Here is a 15,788-nt window from a genome sequence, read left to right as displayed (position 1 = left end):
CAGTTCTGGTTGAGCAGGAACCTGGCTTGCACTAGTGTCCAGCGACGATGTCCCCCACGCGACACACGCGTGGAGACGCGCCTAATCCCCGCAACTCGGGGAGCCGGGGACCCGCCGGCGGCCAGCACCGCCAATGGGGTGAGTCCGAGCACGCGCTCGGTAGGGCTGCTCCGGCCCGAACCCGTCAGCTAACCCGGTAGGCGGCAACGAGAGGAGCCTGTTGGTGAAGCGCACGCGTACCCACGAGGGGAAGAGCGCGGGCAAGCACGCCCGCCCCCACGAACCCGGCGCCCTGCGCAAACGGTTCGCCATCGTGGGCGCGGCGATGGCCGTCCTGGCTCTCACCGTCCCGCTCGGCTCGGCCGCCGCCGACCCCAAGCCGACGCTGAAGGAGCTCTCCCAGCAGGTCGAGAAGCTCCACAACGACATCGAGACGCTGACCGAGCAGTACAACGGCCAGCGCGAGAAGCTCAAGAGCGTCAAGAAGTCCGCCGAGGTGGCCAAGAAGATCCTGGCCACCAGCGAGGCCGACCTGGCCGCCAAGCGGGCGCGCGCCACGCTCCTGGCCGAGAGCACCTACATGAGCGGCGGCTTCGCCGACGGCCTGGCCTTCGCCACCTCCACCGACCCTGACTCCTTCCTTGACGGAGCCGCCACCTTCTACGCCCTCGGGCAGCAGCAGGGCCAGGAGGTCAAGGAGCTGGCCGACTCCATCGCCGCCGCCGAGCGGGCCAAGGCGACGGCCAAGACGCGACTGGCCGAGGTGCAGAAGCTCGTCGACGACCTCGGCGACAAGCGCAGCAAGATCACCACGCTGGTGACCAAGGTCGAGAGCAACCTGTTCAAGCGGGCGATCGGCGAGGCCGGTCGGCCTGGCACCAGGGCGACCAAGGTCAACCTGCCGATCATCGGCAGCGGCAAAGCGGCCGAGGCCGCTCGTTGGGCTCTCACGCAGCAGCTCAAGCCGTACGTGTGGGGCGCGGAAGGCCCCAACTCCTACGACTGCTCGGGCCTGGTGATGGCCGCCTACCAGCGCGTCGGCATCAGCCTGCCGCACTACACGGGCGACCAGTGGACGGCGGGCACCCACATCACGCGCGAGCAGATGCGCCCCGGTGACCTGGTCTTCTTCTACAACGACCTGCACCACGTGGGCATCTACATCGGCGGCGGGATGATGGTCCACGCGCCCCGCACCGGCGACGTCGTCCGCATCGCCGCCATCGGCAACCGCCCGTTCGCAGGAGCCGTGCGCATCGCCGACTGACGCGCCTAGATCAGTCTTCGGCGCGCGGCCCAGGCCACCGCCTCGATCGCCGTGGCCACGCCGATCCTGTCGCAGATGCCGCGCAGGCGGCGGCGCACCGTCCGGCCGCTGATCTCCAGGGTCCGCCCCACGCGGTCGACCGTGACACCCTTGGCCAACTGCGCGAGGAGATCCAGGTCGTCCTGGCTCAGCTCGACGCCTTCAGTGAGCACATCCATCGGGAGCCCTCCCCCCAACAGCACAAACTCGGAGACGTCCTCGGCTCAAGCAGGCTGCTCGTCTCGCAGAAGGTAAACGCATACTGGAAAGGTCGTCAAGGTCGTTTCGTTCCATACTTGACGACCGCCATTGACTTGATCGTTTCTATACGACGAACATTCCTCGCCTGGAGTGCCGAGAACCGTCCACAGGACCCTTACTGCAATCCGCCCGTCTCATGAATTTCACGGCGAATTCTCAGAATCGGCGTCATAACGGAGGCGTGCCGCCTCCACGTCCTCGATGTGACTCTCCGCCCACTGTTTGATGGCGGCCATGAGCGGAAGCAGGCTCTCTCCGAGCGATGTGAGCCGATAGTCGACCCTCACCGGCACCGCCGCCGTCACCGTCCTGGTGACCAGACCATCGCGCTCGAGCCCGCGAAGGGTCTGGGTGAGCATCTTCTGGCTCACGCCGGCGATCGTCCTCGCCAGGTCGCTGTAGCGCTTCGACCCGTCGGCCAGCGCGTTGAGCACCAGGCTCACCCACTTGTCGCTGAGCGTGTCGAGCAGCTTCCTCGAAGGGCAGGCCGCGACGTAGGCGTCATAGGCCCGCTTGGCCTCGGCCCTGCGCTCGGCCGCCGTGACGGTCGCCATGTGGGCTCCCTCCGGTTGGTTACGCACTTCCAGGTGCCTTCTTACCCGAAGAGAGTAACTCTCCCTAGATTCGGTGACATGACGACCATGCGTGCACTCATCGGCGGCTCCGGCTCGCCTCGGCTCATCGAGGCCCCGCTCCCCCAGGCGGGCCGCGGCCAGATACGGATCAAGGTCGCCGCCGCGGGGGTGAACCCCTTCGACCTGGCGGTGGCGGCGGGAGCGCTCGCCGGCTACGGCGTCGCCAGGAAGCTCGACGCCTACGGGCTCGGCTTCGACGCGGCAGGAGTGATCGATCAGGTGGGCGAGGGCGCCGCCTTCGCCCTTGGGCAGGAGGTCATCGCGCTGGCGAGCAGACTGGAGGCTCCTACCAAGGCACAGGCGGAGTACGTGGTGGTCGACGCCCGGGCGGCGGCGCTCGCGCCACGTGGCGTCTCGGCGGCCGAGGCCGCCACGCTGCCGCTCAACGCGCTGACGGCCTGGCAGTCCCTCGACAGGGCGAACCTCCGCCAGGGCGACACCGTGCTGGTCACCGGTGCCGCGGGGGCGGTCGGAGGGTACGCGGTGGAGCTCGCCGCGGCCAGGGGCCTGCGCGTCGTCGCCGCCGCCGGGCGGCAGGACGAGGCGCTGGTGCGCGGCTTCGGAGCCGAATGGTTCGTCTCGCGCGAGGAGAACCTCGCCGAGGCGGTCAGAAGGCAGGTGCCGGGCGGCGTGGACGCGGTGATCGACGCCGCGATCACCGGGCTGGCAGGGCTGGACGCCCTGCGCGACGGCGGCGCCTTCATCGCGCTGTCGGCGGGCGTCGCCCCCGTCCCGCTGCGCGGGACGGACGTGGCGACGGTGTTCTTCAGGGAGGAGCCGCGGCAGCTGGCCGAGATCGTACGGCTGGCGGAGCTCGGCCGCCTCACCACGAGGGTCGCCGGCACCTACCCGCTGGAGCAGGCCGCCGGCGCCCACGCCCGCCTGTCCGCCGGCGGCGTCCGCGGCCGCCTGGTCCTCCTGCCCTGACCCCCGGACGGCCTGCCCGACGGCCTGCCCGACGATGAGATCATCCACGGCCCGAGCCCCGGACCTCCTGGGTGAGCTCGCGCCCACCCGGCCACGCTCTAGTGGGAGGAGGGCTTCACCAGGGGGAAGAGGATGGTTTCCCTGATGTTCTTGCCGGTGAAGGCCATGATCATCCGGTCGATGCCCGCGCCCATCCCGCCCGTCGGCGGCATCGCGTACTCGAGCGCCTGCAGGAAGTCCTCGTCGAGCTGCATCGCCTCGGGGTCGCCCCCCGCGGCGAGGATCGACTGCTCGGTGAGACGGCGGCGCTGTTCGATCGGGTCGACCAGCTCGGAGTAGGCCGTGCCCAGCTCGGTGCCGAACCCGATCAGGTCCCACTTCTCCGTGAGCAGCGGGTTGTCGCGGTGCTGGCGGGTGAGCGGGGAGGTCTCCAGCGGATAGTCCATGACGAACGTCGGCTGAACGAGCGTGTGCTCGACGAGCTCCTCGAACAGCTCCTGGACGAGCTTGCCCTGGCCCCACTTCGGGTCCCAGTGGATCTGCCGCTTGTCGGCGTGTTTGCGCACCTGGTCGAGCGGGGTGTCGGTGGTGATCTCCTCGCCGAGGGCCGAGGAGACCGAGCCGTACAGCGTGATCCTGGGCCACCGCTCGAGCCCCAGGTCGACCTCGACCCCGTCGTGCACGACGACGGTGGTGCCCAGAGCGGCGACGACCGCCTTCTGGTACATCCGCTGCGTGAGGTCGGCCATGTCGTTGTAGTCGAGGTAGGTGCCGTACGCCTCGAGCATCGTGAACTCGGGGTTGTGCGTGGAGTCGGCGCCCTCGTTGCGGAAGTTGCGGTTGATCTCGAAGACCTTCTCGATGCCGCCGACCACGAGCCGCTTCAGGTAGAGCTCGATCGCGATGCGAAGGTAGAGCTCCATGTCGTAGGCGTTGATGTGCGTCTTGAAGGGACGCGCGGCGGCGCCGCCGTGGATCGGCTGCAGCATCGGCGTCTCGACCTCGAGATAGCCCTCCTCGTGCCAGAAGTCGCGCACCGCGCGGACCGTGGCGCTGCGGACGTGGGCCATCCTGCGCGCCTCGTCGTTGACGATGAGGTCGACGTAGCGCTGCCGTACCCGGGCCTCGGGGTCGGTGAGGCCGACGTGCTTCTCCGGCAGCGGGCGCAGGCACTTGGAGGTGATCTGCCAGCTGTCGGCGAGGATCGACAGCTCGCCGCGGCGGGAGGTGATGACCTCGCCCTCGATGCCGACGTGGTCGCCGAGGTCGACGTCGCGCTTCCAGGCGGCGAGCGACTCCTCGCCCACCCGGTCGAGGGAGATCATCACCTGCAGGTCGCCGCTGCCGTCACGCAGAGTGGCGAAGCAGAGCTTCCCGCCGATGCGGTTGAGCATGACGCGCCCCGCGACGCCGACCCTGTCGCCCGTCGCGGTGTCCGGTTCGAGGCCCTGGTATTTCTCCCTGATCTCGGCATTGGTCGCCGTACGGGGAAAGGACACCGGGTAAGGATCGACGCCCTCGTCGCGAAGGCGGTCGAGCTTCTCCCTCCGGATGCGCATCTGCTCGGGAAGTTCGTCGGTCACAACCCCCAAGGGTACCGATTTGGCGAACTGCAAGAGCTCGTCGGCCCTCTGCAGGGGCCGTGCAAGGACGGACCGTTCCAATGGCTCCAGAGCCCAGGGGGGATCCGGCAAGGAGCCGGAACCGTGGGGGCTCAAGGAGAGATCATGATGAAGAAGCTCGCGACAGGCTTCCTCGCAGTGGCCGCCACCGGCACACTGGCCCTGTCGCTCCCCGCCACCAGCGCCGCCGCCTCGACGAGCTCCTCGTCCAGCACCACCGCCTCCGACTGGGACGACTACTGGGGCCCCTACTACGCCAAGCATGGCCTGGCCAAGGCCGTCGGCTGGATCGGCGTCGAGGGCGACTACGAGGACGGCAACTCCGTCCACGTCAAGGGCCGTCTCTACGACCTCGACAACCGCACCTACAAGCAGGGTGGCAAGTGCGCGTACGTGAAGTTCCAGGCCGCCGACGACGAGTACAACTGGCACCACGTCTACGCCCGCTACTACTGCGGCTACCCCGGCTACAAGACGTTCCAGTTCCACGAGGACGACGTCTACGCCGTGCGTGCCAAGGTCTGCCAGTACAACCCCCACACGCACAAGGTCAGCAAGTGCGGGCAGTGGTGGGACGTCTACGACGCCGAAGAGGTGTGATCGGCCGAAAGGAAGGGCCCCTCGGAAGAGGGGCCCTTCGTCATGTCGCGTTGCGGTTGTAGATCAGCCTGAGCCCGATCAGGGTCAGCCACGGCTCGTGCACGTCGATCGAGCGCGACTCGCCCACCACGAGCGCGGCGTGGCCGCCGGTCGCCACCACGGTGACGTCGTCGGGGTCTTCCGCCAGCTCGGCCGCCATCCGCTCGACGATGCCGTCGACCTGGCCGGCGAAGCCGTAGATGATGCCGGACTGCAGCGCCTCGACGGTGTTCTTGGCGATGACCGAGCGGGGCCTGATCAGCTCGACCTTGTGCAGTTGCGCGCCCGCCGCGGCGAGGGCGTCGACGGAGATCTCGATGCCGGGCGCGGTGACCGCTCCGACGTACTCGCCCTTGGCCGACACGGCGTCGAAGGAGGTGGCGGTGCCGAAGTCGACGATGATGCAGGGCCCGCCGTACTGGTCGATGGCGGCCAGCGAGTTGACGATGCGGTCGCTGCCGACCTCCTTGGGGTTGTCCATCCTGACCGGCACGCCGGTGCGGATGCCCGGCTCGACGATGACCGCGGTGACGTCGCCGTAGTAGCGGCGGCACATCTCGCGCATCTCGTTGAGCACCGAGGGCACGGTCGAGCAGAGCGCGATGCCGCTCACGTCCGCGCCCTTCAGCAGGGGCGACTGGGCCAGCAGCCCCTGCAGGACGACCGCGATCTCGTCAGCGGTACGGCGGGCATCGGTGGCGATGCGCCAGTGTTCGATGACCTCCTCGCCCTCGAACAGGCCGAGCACCGTGTGCGTGTTGCCGACGTCGATCGCGAGCAGCATCAAATCCCCCGGAGGTCCAATGCGATGTCCAGCGCGGGAGCAGAGTGCGTCAGCGCTCCCACAGCAACGTAGTCCACGCCAGTGTCGGCTACATCACGGGCCGATTCCAAGGTCAGTCCCCCGCTGGATTCGAGTCGCGCCCTTCCGCCCACCAGCCGGACGGCCTCAGCCAGCTCCTCGACGGTGAAGTTGTCGAGCAGGATCTCCTCCGCCCCCTCGGCCAGGACGGGCTCGATCTGGTCGATCCTGTCCACCTCCACCTCGATGGGCAGCCCCGGATACATGTCTCTTACTTTACGGAAAGCCTCGGCGACCCCTCCAGCGGCTACGACGTGGTTGTCCTTGATGAGCGCGGCGTCCGACAGCGACATGCGGTGGTTGACCCCGCCCCCCGCCCTGACCGCGTACTTCTCCAGCGCCCGCAGCCCAGGGAGCGTCTTACGGCTGTCGCGCACCCTGGTCCCCGTCCCCTCGACCGCCTCGACCCACCTGGCGGTCAGCGTCGCGATGCCCGACAGGTGGGTGAGCAGGTTCAGGGCGGTGCGTTCGGCGGTGAGCAGGCTCCTGGTGGATCCTGAGACCGTCATGAGCACGTCGCCGGCCTTGACCCGCTCGCCGTCCTTGGCCCGCTTGTCGATCTTGGTCACGCCGAGCCTGCGGAAGACGGCCTCGGCGGCGGCCAGTCCCGCGACCACGCCGTCGGTCCTGGCGACCACGTCGGCGACCGCCTGCTGGCCCTCGGGGATGGTGGCGAGCGAGGTGACGTCGCCCGCCTCCTGCAGGTCCTCGGCGAGCGCGCGCGTGACGACCTCCTCGACCACGTCGGGGTCGAGGCCCTCGATCTCGTCGTGCGGCGTGTAGGTCATGTGCAGCCCCTCCCTGGTGAGCGTGATGTCGAGGTGACCGAGCCAGTTCTCGTCGTCGCGATCGGGGAAGTCCTCCCGCCAGTGCGACCCTCTGGTCTCCAGCCGCGCGTGGGCGGCGGCGACCAGCACGGTGGCCACGGTGAGCAGGTTCGTGGTCTCCCACGACTCCACGCAGGGCTGGACCGCGACAGGTGTCCACCTCGCGTCCCTGAGCGCCGCACCGGTCTCCGCCACCGTCTTCCGGCTGCGCAGGACGCCCGCGCCCCTGCTCATGTGCGCCTGGATCCTGCTCCTCGCCCTCGGGTCGATCAGGCTGGGAGCCAGGTCGTCCGTGACGGGCTCGCCCGGCGCGTGCCGCGCCTCGTGCAGGTCGGCGGCGATGCGCTCGGCGAAGACCAGCCCTTCGAGCAGCGAGTTGGAGGCCAGCCTGTTCGCGCCGTGAACGCCGGTGCAGGCGACCTCTCCGCAGGCGTACAGGCCCTCGATGGAGGTGCGTCCGCGCAGGTCGGTACGGACGCCGCCGCTGGCGTAGTGGGCGGCGGGCATGACGGGCACCAGGTCGAAGGCGGGGTCGATGCCGTGCTCCTGGCAGATCGCGTAGATGGTCGGGAAGCGTGACTTCCACTTGTCGAGCCCGAAGTGGCGGCCGTCGAGGTAGACCTGGCCCGGCTGGCGCATGATCGCCTTGGCGACCACGTCGCGAGGGGCCAGCTCGTCGGTGAACCTGTTGCCCTCGGCGTCGACGAGGTAGGCGCCCTCGCCGCGCACGGCCTCGGAGATCAGCGGCTGCTGCCCCTTCGACTCCTCCCCCAGCCAGAGCACGGTCGGGTGGAACTGCACGAACTCCAGGTCGCGCACCACCGCGCCCGCCCGCAGCGCCAGGGCCACGCCGTCGCCGGTGGAGACGACGGGGTTGGTGGTGGAGGCGTAGACCTGGCCCATGCCGCCCGTGGCCAGCACCACCGCCCTGGCTCGCACAGCGCCCACGCCGTCGCGCGCGCCCTCGCCCATCACGTGGAGCGTCACCCCTCGGGCCCTGCCCTGGGCGTCCTTCAGCAGGTCGAGCACGAGCGCGTGCTCGACCACCTCGATCGTGCGGTGCGCGAGCACGGCCTCGATGAGCGCCCGCTGCACCTCCGCGCCGGTCGCGTCGCCGCCCGCGTGCACGATGCGGTCGCGGTGGTGGCCGCCCTCGCGGGTGAGCTGGAGCTCGCCCCGCTCGTCGGTGTCGAACCTCGCGCCCCTCGCGATCAGGTTCCTGAGCGCGCCAGGTCCCTCGGTCACCAGAGTCCGTACGGCCCGCACGTCGCACAGCCCCACCCCCGCGACCAGCGTGTCCTCGAGGTGGTCGGCGGGTGAGTCGGCGGGGTCGAGGACGGCCGCGATGCCGCCCTGCGCCCACCTGGTCGAGCCCGACGACAGCACGTCCTTGGTCACGACCAGGACCTTGGCCTCGGGTTCGAGCTCGGCGTAGCGCAGGGCGACGGTCAGGCCCGCCACTCCTGAGCCGACGACGACCACATCGGCCTCGACCGTCCATCCGGGGGCGGGGGCGAGTTTCATGGGGATCGCCGGTGCAGTCATGGGGGCCTCCTCACAGGCTTTCGTCAACATGACGATAACGCCCCCGACGCAGTGCCCTCTTCCCGCCCCCGCCCTAGAACGTCAGCGGGAGATTGTCGATCAGCCGGGTGGACCCGACCTTGGCCGCCACCGCGAGGACCGCCTCACCCCTGTAGGAGTCGGGGACCTCGGCGAACGTGGCCGGATCGACCAGCACGAGGTAGTCCACCTCGAGAGCGGACGCGGCCAGCACCTCGCGCGCGGCCGCCCTGACCGCGGCGGGCTCCCTCTCGGCCGCTCCCGCGCGCAGGGCCCGCGACAGGGCGAGCGCGGCATGGCGGTCGTCGGACGTGAGGTACCTGTTGCGGCTGGACAGCGCCAGGCCGTCGCCTTCGCGCACGGTGGGGGCGCCCACGATCTCGATGGGCAGGTCGAGGTCGACGACCATCCGCCTGATCAGCGCCAGCTGCTGGGCGTCCTTCTGGCCGAACACCGCGATGTCCGGCCTGACGAGGTTGAACAGCTTGAGCACGACGGTCAGCATGCCGTCGAAGTGCCCGGGGCGGACGGCGCCCTCGACGATCGTGCCCATCTCGCCCGCGGAGACGCTCACCTGGCGGTCTGGCCGATACATGTCGTCGGGCGAAGGGGCGAAGACGACGTCCACCCCCTCCTCCGCGCAGATCTCGAGGTCGGCGGCGAGCGTGCGGGGGTAGCGGGCGTAGTCCTCGTCGGGGCCGAACTGCAGCGGGTTGACGAAGATGCTGACGACCACCTGTTCGCCCATGGCGCGCGCCATGCGGATGAGCGAGCGGTGTCCCTCGTGCAGGGCGCCCATGGTCGGGACGAGAGCGACGCTTCCCGAGGAGCGCGCCTTGTCCAGTCCTGCGCGGTCGTGCGCGACGATCAGTTCCATCGGTGACCTCCTAGACTGATCAGGTCCAGGCGGAACGTCCCGGCCCGATCAGGTCCAAATGTTCCCCCCGAGCGCGTCGAGCAGTCGCTCGGCCGCCTCAGGCTTGAGCAACCCGGCGGCGAGCGCCCGGTCCGCCGTGAGCCTAGCGAGTGCCACGTATGCGTCGGCCGCCTCGGGCGCCGCCAGGATCAGCGCGTCGACGTGCCTGCGCACGGTGGTCGCGTCGCCGCGGACGACAGGGCCGGTGAGCCCCGAGATGCCCAGCCTGAGCACGTTGTCGAGCGCGGCCCCCAGGAGCGGGCCCAGCATCCTGCCCGGATGCTCGACGCCGATGCGCTCCAGCAGCTCCGAGGACTCGGCGATCAGGGTCACCATGTGGTTGGCCGCCCCCGCCAGGGCCGCGTGGTAGAGGGCGCGGTCGGCGTCGGCGATCCAGACGGGCTCGCCGCCCATCTCGATGACGAGCGCCTCGGCGATGGGCCGCAGCGGCTCGGGCGAGGTGACGCCGAAGGAGATGCCGGTGATCCTGTTGAGGTCGTCGTCCCTGCCGGTGAACGTCATGACCGGGTGGAGGGCGAGCGGGAGGGCGCCCTTCTGGGCGGCGGGGTCGAGGACGCCCAGGCCGTACGCGCCGCTGGTGTGGACGAGCAGCTTGCCGCGCAGGTCGGCCCCCGTGGAGGCGAGACCGGCGACCAGTCCGGGCAGCGCGTCGTCGGAGACGGTGAGCAGGATCAGCTCGGCGACGCCGACGACCTCCTCGGGGTTGCGCGTCCGCACGCCGAGGCGCTCCGCGGCCCAGCGCTGGGAGGTGTCGGAGACGCCGCTCGCGGCCACGACCCTGTGGCCGGCCTGAGCGAGCGCGGCGCCGAGGACCGAGCCGACCTTGCCCGCGCCCAGCACGCCGACGGCCAGCCGACCCGGGCGATCTCCTGCGTCCATGACGTACTGCCCCCCTGTCAACGACACTGTTGAACAGGGTAACTGCCGCTGGTTCACGGCCTGGGTCATGGCTCTTTTGCCGCATGTTGAGATGCCACAAAGGCGGACAAGGGGACATAAAAGGTGCACCCCTGCCAGAAGCGGGCGCCGAGCCTTTGTGACCCGACGCCCGCCCTGTAATGAGGAGGCCGACCCACCGCCGACGGGCCGGCCACGGTGTGTCCGGTGCGCGCCCGCAGGCTCCGTCGCCAGCGGGCGCGCATCAAGCGCGTCAGTGCTGGTGGACGTCCACCGAGGCGCCGCCCTTGCAGCCGGCCACGGCCGCGCCGATCACCGCGATGGCGTTGCCGCACACGTTCACGGGAATCGAGATCGGCGCGAAGATCTGGTTGCCGGAGAGCACACCGTTCCTGCCACTGGTGACGTTGTCCGCGTGGGCGGCGGGGGCGCCGAGCGCCATCATGGCCATGACGCCGGCGACGACGACAGACTTCTTGAGCATGAGGGTCTCCTCTCGTTGCGCGGCCGAAGGCCGCTGTCCGGGGTGCTTGCGCCGGGGACCGGACCGCGCCCACTGGGGGTAGGGCCGGGGCGATCACCCGGTGACGGTCCGTAACGGTAGCGCAAAACGTAGACAGTACGTAGTCATCCCGTCACTTGGCGTGCCAACGGAGCCTCATGAGATAGTCCGTGTCATGTGGCTCACCTGGCGGGCGGCGATGGAGCGGGCGCTTTACGGGGACAACGGGTTCTACCTGCGCGAACGCCCTTCAGGGCACTTCCGCACCTCGGTGGTGGCCTCCCCGGTCTTCGCCGAGGCGGTCACGAAGGTCCTGCTCGCCCTCGACGAGAAGCTCGGCAGGCCCGAACCGCTCGACTTCGTCGACATCGGCGCGGGCGACGGAGCGCTCTCGGCCCTCGTGCTCGATCTCGCCGGACCCGGCCTGCGCGACCGGCTGCGGGTCACCGCCGTCGACCTGTCCTCACGCCCCGCCGGGCTGCCCGAGCGCGTCGCCTGGAGCCCTGCCGCACCCGAGGCGATCACCGGCCTGGTGATCGCCAACGAGTGGCTGGACAACATACCGTTCGACGTGGCCGAGCAGACCTCTGAAGGGCCGCGCCTGGTGCTGGTCGACACCGAGACCGGCGACGAGCGGCTGGGCCCCGCCCCGGAGCAGGAGGATCTGCTCTGGATGGAGCGGTGGTGGCCGCTGCGCAGAGTGGGCCAGCGGGCCGAGCTGGGCAGGTCGCGCTGCATGGCGTGGGCGAGCGTGGTCGAGCGGCTCGCCAGAGGCCAGGCGATAGCCATTGATTATGCACACCCTGTGGATAACCGGCCCGCCCAAGGGACGCTCACCGGATACAGGGACGGTTCGGTCGTTGCGCCTATACCCGACGGGACCTGCGACATCACCGCGCATGTCGCACTTGACGCGTGTGCGGAGGCAGGCGAGCAAGCCGGTGCGATATCCACAACGTTGTCCACACAGCGCGACGTGCTGCGCTCTCTCGGCATCACGGGAACCAGGCCCTCGCTCGACCTGGCGCGCACCGATCCGCCCGCCTACCTGAGAGCTCTGGCGCGCGCCTCGCAGGAGGCCGAGCTCATCGACGGCGAGGGCCTGGGCGCATTCGGATGGCTTAGCCAGATACGTTAACCGTGTGGAGATCGAACAGACCTCGCTTCCAGGCATCGGACTCAAACACGAGTTCACGACCCACTCGGGTCGCCGCGTCGCCGTCGTCTCGCACCGCTCGGGACGGCGGGACCTGATCATCTACGACCGGTCGGATCCCGACAGGGCGTGTGAAGCCATACAGCTCAACGACGAAGAGGCCGACGCGCTGGTCGAACTGCTCGGCGCGCCGCGCATCGTCCAGCGGCTCAACGCCCTCCACAGCGAGATCGAGGGGCTGGTGAGCATCCAGCTCCCCGTCCTGCCCGGCTCGCCGTACGACGGCAGGACACTGGGTGACGCGCGCATCCGCACCCGCACCGGCGCCTCCGTGGTGGCCGTCGTGCGTGGTCCGCAGGTCAACGCGAGCCCGACCCCCGACTTCAGGTTCAGCGCGGGAGACGTCGTGGTCGTCGTCGGCGACGACGAGACGACCCGAGCGGTCGCCGACATTCTCACGGACGGGTAAGTGCACGACACCGCGATTGTCTTCCTCGAACTCGGCGGCATCATCCTCGCTCTCGGCGTGCTCGGCGCGCTGGCGCTGCGAGCGGGAATCTCCGCCATCCCCCTCTACCTCCTGGCCGGCCTCGCCTTCGGGCAGGGCGGCATCCTTCCCCTCGCCACCAGCGAGGACTTCATCGCCGTCGGCGCCGAGATCGGCGTCGTGCTCCTGCTTCTCACGCTCGGGCTCGAGTACAACGCCGGCGAGCTGGTCTCCAGCCTGCGCAGCAACGCCAGGGCCGGCCTGGTCGACATCGTCCTCAACGCGGCGCCGGGCGCCATAGCCGCGCTGCTGCTCGGCTGGGGCCCGGTCGCGGCCGTCGCCATGGCGGGCGTCACCTACGCCACCTCCTCGGGCATCACCGCGAAGGTGCTGTCCGATCTCGGGTGGATCGGTAACCGCGAGACACCCGTGGTGCTGTCGCTCCTCGTCTTCGAGGACCTCGCGATGGCCGTCTACCTGCCGCTGCTGACCGCCATGCTGGCGGGCGTCTCGCTGGTGACGGGCGCGATCTCGCTGGGCATCGCCCTCGGCACGGTGACCATCGTCCTGGTGATCGCGCTGCGCTTCGGCAGGTTCATCGAGGCGTTCGTCTCCAGCCCGAACAACGAGGTGCTGCTGCTGAAGGTGCTCGGCCTGGCGCTGCTGGTGGCGGGCATCGCCCAGGAGCTGCAGGTCTCGGCGGCGGTGGGCGCCTTCCTGGTCGGCATCGCGCTGTCGGGGGAGCTGGCACACGAGGCGCGGGCGCTGCTGATGCCGCTGCGCGACCTGTTCGCCGCGGTCTTCTTCGTCTTCTTCGGCCTGCAGACCGATCCAGGGAAGATCCCGCCCGTGGCGCTGCTCGCGCTCCTGCTCGCGCTGGTCAGCATCGTCACCAAGCTCCTGACGGGCTCCTACGCGGCACGCAGGGCCGGCATCGCCAGGGCTGGCCGCATGCGCGCCGGCATCGCGCTGGTTCCACGCGGCGAGTTCAACATCGTCATCGCCGGCCTGGCCGTGGCGGCGGGGGCGCACCCCGATCTCGGCCCTCTCGCCGCCACCTACGTGCTGATCCTCGCGGCCTTCGGCCCTCTCGCCGCCAAGCTGGTCGAGCCGATACTCACGCGACTCACGCGGCCTCCTTCGCCACCCGCGTGAGACGACCCTTGCGGCGTGATCGTGGTCAGCGCCGTGAAGCCGAGGCGACTCAGGATGGGGCGGCGCCCACTCACCCGCAGGAGACGTCGAGCGAACGAAGCCCTCGAATGATGTAGCCGGGGTTCCACTCGGGCTCCTCGACGAGGGCGATGTCCGGCGCCCTCTTCAGGAGGGCGCCGAACGACTCCACCAGCTCGATCCTGGCCAGCGGCGCGCCCAGGCAGAAGTGGATGCCCGCGCCGAAGGAGATGTGCGGGTTGTCCGCCCTGCCGACGTCGAGCGCGTCGGGGCGGTCGAAGACCTCGGGGTCGCGGTTGGCCGAGCCGAACAGCAGGGCGATCTCCACGCCCTTCGGGATGGACACCCCGCCGACCTCGATGTCCTCGAGCACCCAGCGCTCGAACATCTGCAGCGGGGTGTCGTATCGCATCAGCTCCTCGACGGCCGTGGGCAGCAGCGAGAGGTCCTCGCGCAGCCGTACGAGCTCGGAGGGGTTGCGGAACAGCGACCACCAGCCGTTGCCCGTGACGTTCACGGTCGCCTCGTGACCGGCGTTGAGCAGCAGCACGCAGGTGCCGACGAGCTCGTCCTCGGTCAGCTCCTCGATCTGGGCGAGCGCGCTGATGAGGTCCTCGCCCGGAGCGGCCCTGCGGGCGCGGGCCAGGCCCTTGAGGTAGTCGGAGAACTCCGACGCGGCCCTGACGGCGGTGTGCTGGGCCTCCTGCGAGGGGTTCAGCTCGTACATGCCGCAGATGTCGGCCGACCACGGGCGCAGCAGGTGCCTGTCGGCGTCGGGCACGCCGAGCATCTCGGCGATGACGGTGACGGGCAGCGGCTCGGCCACCTCCGCGATGAGGTCGCCGCCGCCCTTCTCGACGAAGTCGTCGACCAGTCCCTCGACGATCGCGCGGACCCTCGGGCGCATCGACTCGACCATGCGGGGGGTGAACGCCTTGGAGACCAGGCGGCGCAGGCGGGTGTGGACGGGCGGCTCGACGTCGAGCATGCCCGCCCTGATCACCCGCCAGAGGGGCTCCTGGAAGTCCGGCTCGGGCTCGCGCCCGGACTCCTCGTGCGTGGCCAGGTGCAGGTAGGACCTGCCGAGCCTGCGGTCGCGCAGCAGCGCGTTGACGTCGGCGTGCCTGGCGATCAGCCACTGACCCGTGGGCTCGAAGAAGCTGACCGGCGCCTCGCGCCGCAGCTCGTCATAAACCGCGTACGGCGAGGCCACGAAATCCGGATTCCAAGGATCAAAGCGCACTAGTTCATACTAGATTCCGCCTTCGCGTGCCTGCTCCGCATCCTGATGTTGAGCAGCTCCACGACCACCGAGAAGGCCATCGCGAAGTAGATGTAGCCCTTCGGGATGTGCTGGTCGAAGCCCTCGGCCAGGAGCACCACCCCGATCAGCACCAGGAACGACAGCGCGAGCATCTTGATGCTCGGGTGCTTGTCGACGAACCTGCTGATCGGCCCCGACGCGAACAGCATGACCAGCACGGCGACGATGACCGCGGCGACCATGACGCCGAGCTCGTCGACCATGCCGACCGCGGTGATGACCGAGTCGAGCGAGAACACGATGTCGAGCACCATGATCTGCAGGATCACCGAGGTGAAGGAGGTGACCTTGCGCTCCTTGCCGTCCTGGCCCTTCAGCTCCATGCTCTCGCCGATCTCCAGCACGCTCTTGGCCAGCAGGAACAGGCCGCCGAGGATGAGGATCAGATCTCGGCCTGAGATCTCCTGACCGAGGACCTCGAAGAGCGGTTCGGTCAGCCGGACCACCCATGCCAGGGCGAGCAGGAGCAGGAGCCTGGTGACGAGGGCGGCGCCCAGACCGAGCACCCTGGCCCTGTCACGCTGTTCGGGCGGGAGCTTGCCCGCCAGGATCGAGATGAAGATGATGTTGTCAATGCCCAGCACGATCTCGAGGGCGACCAGGGTGAAGAACCCGATCCAGATCTGAGGGTCTGCCACCCAGTCCCACATCACATACCTCCTTGGTTAGT

General features: G+C 69.5%; 16 protein-coding genes and 1 riboswitch. Of the genes, 6 read left to right on the top strand and 10 right to left on the bottom strand.

Going from position 1 to position 15,788, the window contains the following annotated elements:
- Positions 1 to 68 precede the first annotated feature (68 nt).
- Positions 69 to 218, top strand: a riboswitch (cyclic di-AMP (ydaO/yuaA leader).
- 5 nt (positions 219 to 223) lie between these two features.
- A complete protein-coding gene (locus tag FHR33_RS28075; protein WP_312895754.1) occupies positions 224 to 1,267 on the top strand; it encodes a C40 family peptidase in 1,044 nt (347 codons plus the stop codon).
- A gap of 5 nt (positions 1,268 to 1,272) precedes the next feature.
- Here the strand turns inward: FHR33_RS28075 and FHR33_RS28070 are convergent, their stop codons facing one another.
- A complete protein-coding gene (locus FHR33_RS28070) occupies positions 1,273 to 1,485 on the bottom strand; it encodes a LuxR C-terminal-related transcriptional regulator (RefSeq protein WP_183653753.1) in 213 nt (70 codons plus the stop codon).
- 225 nt (positions 1,486 to 1,710) lie between these two features.
- Positions 1,711 to 2,121 (bottom strand): winged helix-turn-helix transcriptional regulator, encoded by a 411-nt coding sequence (locus FHR33_RS28065; RefSeq protein ID WP_183653750.1) that lies wholly within the window; start codon positions 2,119 to 2,121, stop codon positions 1,711 to 1,713.
- Positions 2,122 to 2,199: 78 nt separating this feature from the next.
- Here FHR33_RS28065 and FHR33_RS28060 point away from each other — a divergent pair, with 78 nt between their 5' ends.
- A complete protein-coding gene (locus FHR33_RS28060; protein ID WP_246452134.1) occupies positions 2,200 to 3,129 on the top strand; it encodes an NADP-dependent oxidoreductase in 930 nt (309 codons plus the stop codon).
- A 98-nt stretch (positions 3,130 to 3,227) separates the two neighbouring features.
- Here the strand turns inward: FHR33_RS28060 and lysX are convergent, their stop codons facing one another.
- The gene (lysX, locus tag FHR33_RS28055) at positions 3,228 to 4,712 is read right to left on the bottom strand and encodes a bifunctional lysylphosphatidylglycerol synthetase/lysine--tRNA ligase LysX (RefSeq protein WP_376773242.1); all 1,485 of its coding nucleotides are present in this window, start codon (positions 4,710 to 4,712) and stop codon (positions 3,228 to 3,230) included.
- Positions 4,713 to 4,856: 144 nt separating this feature from the next.
- On the opposite strand from lysX, the gene FHR33_RS28050 reads away from it, so the two are divergent.
- Positions 4,857 to 5,351 carry a hypothetical protein gene (locus tag FHR33_RS28050; RefSeq protein ID WP_183653744.1) on the top strand — a complete coding sequence of 165 codons (495 nt, stop codon included), beginning with the start codon at positions 4,857 to 4,859 and terminating at the stop codon, positions 5,349 to 5,351.
- 40 nt (positions 5,352 to 5,391) lie between these two features.
- On the opposite strand, the gene FHR33_RS28045 is transcribed toward FHR33_RS28050, so the two are convergent.
- The 5 genes from FHR33_RS28045 to FHR33_RS28025 form a co-directional block, all read right to left on the bottom strand.
- Entirely contained in the window at positions 5,392 to 6,174 is a 783-nt protein-coding gene (locus FHR33_RS28045; protein WP_183653741.1) for a type III pantothenate kinase, read from the bottom strand.
- Positions 6,174 to 8,624, bottom strand: coding sequence for an L-aspartate oxidase (locus FHR33_RS28040; protein WP_183653738.1), 2,451 nt, complete (start codon positions 8,622 to 8,624; stop codon positions 6,174 to 6,176). Before FHR33_RS28040 ends, FHR33_RS28045 begins: the two co-directional genes overlap by 1 nt.
- Before the next feature lie 73 nt (positions 8,625 to 8,697).
- Positions 8,698 to 9,519: a pantoate--beta-alanine ligase gene (gene panC / locus FHR33_RS28035; RefSeq protein WP_183653735.1), complete on the bottom strand. Its 822-nt coding sequence runs from the start codon at positions 9,517 to 9,519 to the stop codon at positions 8,698 to 8,700.
- Between the two features lie 48 nt (positions 9,520 to 9,567).
- Entirely contained in the window at positions 9,568 to 10,458 is an 891-nt protein-coding gene (locus FHR33_RS28030; protein WP_183660340.1) for a Rossmann-like and DUF2520 domain-containing protein, read from the bottom strand.
- A 271-nt stretch (positions 10,459 to 10,729) separates the two neighbouring features.
- Positions 10,730 to 10,960, bottom strand: a complete 231-nt coding sequence (locus tag FHR33_RS28025) for a chaplin (RefSeq protein WP_183653732.1) — start codon at positions 10,958 to 10,960, stop codon at positions 10,730 to 10,732.
- 193 nt (positions 10,961 to 11,153) lie between these two features.
- On the opposite strand from FHR33_RS28025, the gene FHR33_RS28020 reads away from it, so the two are divergent.
- Genes FHR33_RS28020 through FHR33_RS28010 form a run of 3 tightly spaced genes read left to right on the top strand, consistent with a single transcriptional unit; the run spans position 11,154 to position 13,776 of the window.
- Complete coding sequence (locus FHR33_RS28020; protein WP_183653729.1) at positions 11,154 to 12,116, top strand: SAM-dependent methyltransferase; 963 nt, start codon at positions 11,154 to 11,156, stop codon at positions 12,114 to 12,116.
- A gap of 4 nt (positions 12,117 to 12,120) precedes the next feature.
- On the top strand, positions 12,121 to 12,603 hold the full coding sequence (locus FHR33_RS52815) for a cation:proton antiporter regulatory subunit (RefSeq protein WP_183653725.1): 483 nt from the start codon (positions 12,121 to 12,123) through the stop codon (positions 12,601 to 12,603).
- Positions 12,604 to 13,776, top strand: a complete 1,173-nt coding sequence (locus FHR33_RS28010) for a cation:proton antiporter (protein WP_183653722.1) — start codon at positions 12,604 to 12,606, stop codon at positions 13,774 to 13,776. It begins immediately after the preceding gene.
- A 70-nt stretch (positions 13,777 to 13,846) separates the two neighbouring features.
- On the opposite strand, the gene FHR33_RS28005 is transcribed toward FHR33_RS28010, so the two are convergent.
- Positions 13,847 to 15,037, bottom strand: a complete 1,191-nt coding sequence (locus FHR33_RS28005; RefSeq protein WP_183653719.1) for a cytochrome P450 — start codon at positions 15,035 to 15,037, stop codon at positions 13,847 to 13,849.
- Entirely contained in the window at positions 15,037 to 15,768 is a 732-nt protein-coding gene (locus FHR33_RS28000) for a TerC family protein (protein ID WP_183653714.1), read from the bottom strand. Before FHR33_RS28000 ends, FHR33_RS28005 begins: the two co-directional genes overlap by 1 nt.
- Positions 15,769 to 15,788: the final 20 nt, after the last annotated feature.

This window comes from Nonomuraea dietziae (genome assembly GCF_014195505.1).
Lineage (GTDB): Bacteria > Actinomycetota > Actinomycetes > Streptosporangiales > Streptosporangiaceae > Nonomuraea > Nonomuraea roseola.
Note: the sequence above shows the minus strand (reverse complement) of the source record. Positions and strands in the feature narration are given on the sequence as shown.